This is a genomic window from Metallosphaera yellowstonensis MK1 (genome assembly GCF_000243315.1).
Lineage (GTDB): Archaea > Thermoproteota > Thermoprotei_A > Sulfolobales > Sulfolobaceae > Metallosphaera > Metallosphaera yellowstonensis.
In genome coordinates, this window is the sequence record NZ_JH597761.1 from 518,177 (window position 1) to 521,235 (window position 3,059).

Consider the following 3,059-nt stretch of genomic DNA (forward strand, 5'->3'; position numbering starts at 1 on the left):
TCTCCACGGGCAGGACGTTCATGGTTTCCCCTACGCCGTGAGGAAGATGTTGGATTTGGGGATGGTCACCGAGTTCAAGACCGAGATCGTCTTGGTCAGGGAGATGTTTGACGTGCTCAAGGAGCACTTCCGGTAGCCAGGGTCGTCTTCGACTCCCGTACTGTCCGAGAAGCCCGTGACGAACAAAGTGGTGTCAAGGCTCAAGTCCAACCGAGCCCAGGGTAGGCCCAGGGGACCCTCGGGGGCGCCTCCCAGTGGGATACCCCCTGGAGTCTACTACGCCGACCTGACCCTGGGAGGCCGAGCGATAACAGTGAAGTTGCTAGTCCGGGAACATAAACGTGACTCTGGGACACACGTCAGGTCCCTCTACACTACCGACCTCTCGCTCAGCGGGGAGGAGGCCTGTCGGGTGGGAGATCGAGGAGCTCCAAAGGACGTCGAGGCCCTGGGACTGCTCATCCTGGAGGAGGGAGAGGCTTCAGGGCCACCTCACGATCTTCACCATCAACAACGTCGTCAGGGAGCTGGTGGGGGAGCTTAACCTGAGGAGCGTGGAGGCGTTCCTCAGGTCCTCGAGCGCCATTTAGGCTGACCGCCGGGGCTGATGAAAATCTTTAAGTTACGTTAAAGTCCCATAACTGCTGTAAGGAGAAACAAAAGAGATGTCCCTAATAAGTCGTCACCTTGTACCCTCGAATTTGATCTCCCTATACAATCCGAAGGACTTGTAAATCGGTGCATCGGAGTAGGTGAAGAGTATGGCTGGCCTGTCGTCTCGGTTGGACAGCCTGTACTTGGTCCACGTTGGAAGCACAACCACGTCGTGATCCGCCAGATGGAAGGTCTTCTTTCCATCAATGGACTCCATGACCTCCACGACGATCTCGCCATCGAAGTTAACTAGTACCATGTTCTCAGTCCTCCTGAGAGGATAAAGATCGGTCTTGGGCGGTATCAATGTGGTAGTTATCCTTATGGTAGGTAAGGCTGGACCTCCGCTCAGTGGGTTGGTCAGTTCAACTGAAACTCCCTCGTGCTGGTCCAGGTTACCCATGGAGTGTAGGTGTGTCAGCGTTCTCAGAATGTTCCTCCAAGGGTACTTTATCACGGGATTGTACCAAGGATCGTGGCTGACCAGGGGACGGGAAGGTCTCAGGGAACTGCCATAGGTCTCCGTTAAGACGTCCCCGGCGGACTTAATGGGTTGCTCCTCATCAACTCCTCCGGTAACGAATCCCTCGTAAAACATAGCTGAGAGGTAGGAGACGAACGGGGAATCCAGTCCCGCCAACCAAATGAGGTCCGTATCTCCGTTGTTGTGGTGGTCGTGGAGCATCCAGTTCGACTGTACTAAAACGTCCCCAGGTCCTATGTCCACCTTAAACCCATCGTAAATTATGTAGGCTCCTTTCTCTGGGGCCTCCAGGACGAACCTCACGTTGACGGGTGTGTGACGATGCGCCGGAGCCCTCTCGCCAGCCTTTATGAGCTGTAGCCCACCGTAAAGGGTCGGTGCTATGGAGGAGAGACCGAAGAAATTAATGTTCTTGAGCCCTGGATTTACGAAAATGACTGTCCTCCTCTCGCTCTCCTCCGCGGATATGAGTTCTGAAAGCTGGTAGAGTTTGGACTTGGCTTCCCTGTATTTCCACATGTAAGGTAACGCAAGAGGTTTCGGTTCGTTAGTGAAAAGTGGCCTTATGCCATATTTGCCTCCGAATCTCTCGGCCGCCTTTGGGTGAAAGGTCATATAATAGTTCGACATGTTGGATTTAAGCATGTCATCAAACAACTCTATCAGACTTTCTTCCTTTCCTTGATAAGTCATGAAAGTAAGTATTTACGGTAGATTATAAGCTTTGATTTGATCATCTGTGCAGTTCAAGGATATTAACTTTCGTAAATCAACTGCTTAGTGTCCTACTTCAATTTTTCTAGCCAAGATGACTAACTGGGAAATAGGGGAGACCGGTTTTCCCCGAATTCACGGTCCACCCCTCGACCTCTACCCCTGGGGCCCTCCCCACGATCAGGTTGACCAGGCACATCCAGGAGTAGGCCCAGAACTTGAGCACGGTCTCGAGCGCCTGACCCGCGAAGCTCGTCTCCCTGACTGCCTCTCCGGACCCCCTCCTCACTGCTGAGAAGATCGACTCGGTCAACCACCTCCGACCGTGGCCCTTCTCGTCCCTCCAACGTTCGTAGCCCAACCTCCTGAACTCCCTCCTCCTGGCTGGGTGGCCCCTCCCGGTCGACTCCCTGGGAGGGACGTCCACCCCGGTGGCTTAGACCGCGTTGGCGTCGTAAGTCCTGTCCCCCACGAACCTGGTCACCTCCTTCCCCTTGGACTTGAGCTCCTCCACGGTCTTGACGGCAGACTGGACCTCTCTCTCCACGACCTCTGCCTTTATCTCCTGCAAGTCCTCCCCGTCTGCCTCGACCTTGAGGAACTCGGAACCCTGGGCTTCCCCCACCTCACGACCGGGTACTGTCCTCCGACGCTCGTGCTGACCTCGGTCGCCTCGCCTATGACCCTCTCCCCAGGGTCGGGGAAGGTCAACTTGAGCTTCCTCACCCTCTTCCATACTGCGTGTCCACGGTGATAGGTACGACCCCCAACCCCTTCAACGCCCTCAGGACCCCTCCACTCCCCTGTACGGGAAGAACATGTGGAGGAACGCCAGGAACTCGTCTAACTCCCTCTGGGCCTTCAAGGTCTTATTGGCGTCCCTGTTCTCCTCCTCCAGGAACCTCACCGGTGCTCGAACACGTGGAACGGGAACATGAGCTCGTACCTGGTCACCACGTTCTCGTCATACTTGCCCCAGTCCCTGGTGTACTTCCTCTCACCCAATGGCTAAACTTCGGCGAACGTTTATAACTTTTTGTATAACATTGAAGAAGGCCACAAAGCATAAATCAACCTAATCATGATCAGCAGTTATTAGATTCTCCCTTGAATGTGAGGTGATATTTGAGGGAAAAGTCCCATAACTGCTCTCACATTGATAATTAATACGATCTACCAAAATTCTGAGGCCTAGAACATTCTTGGT

1 protein-coding gene and 2 pseudogenes are annotated in these 3,059 nt (G+C 54.0%); 1 reads left to right on the top strand and 2 read right to left on the bottom strand.

The genetic code is table 11. From position 1 onward, the window contains the following. A pseudogene (locus METMK1DRAFT_RS19940) lies at positions 1-595 on the top strand (IS701 family transposase); the annotation flags it as partial. A gap of 87 nt (positions 596-682) precedes the next feature. Here METMK1DRAFT_RS19940 and METMK1DRAFT_RS03340 read toward each other — a convergent pair. Then, positions 683-1,831, bottom strand: coding sequence for a cupin domain-containing protein (locus METMK1DRAFT_RS03340; RefSeq protein ID WP_009070871.1), 1,149 nt, complete (start codon positions 1,829-1,831; stop codon positions 683-685). A gap of 172 nt (positions 1,832-2,003) precedes the next feature. Further along, positions 2,004-2,857: pseudogene (locus tag METMK1DRAFT_RS18435) on the bottom strand (IS5/IS1182 family transposase); the annotation flags it as partial. Positions 2,858-3,059 lie beyond the last annotated feature (202 nt).

Excerpts from the sequence above, each read along its gene's own strand:
- METMK1DRAFT_RS03340 (WP_009070871.1), bottom strand. The coding sequence starts at position 1,831 with ATGACTTATCAAGGAAAGGAAGAAAGTCTGATAGAGTTGTTTGATGAC.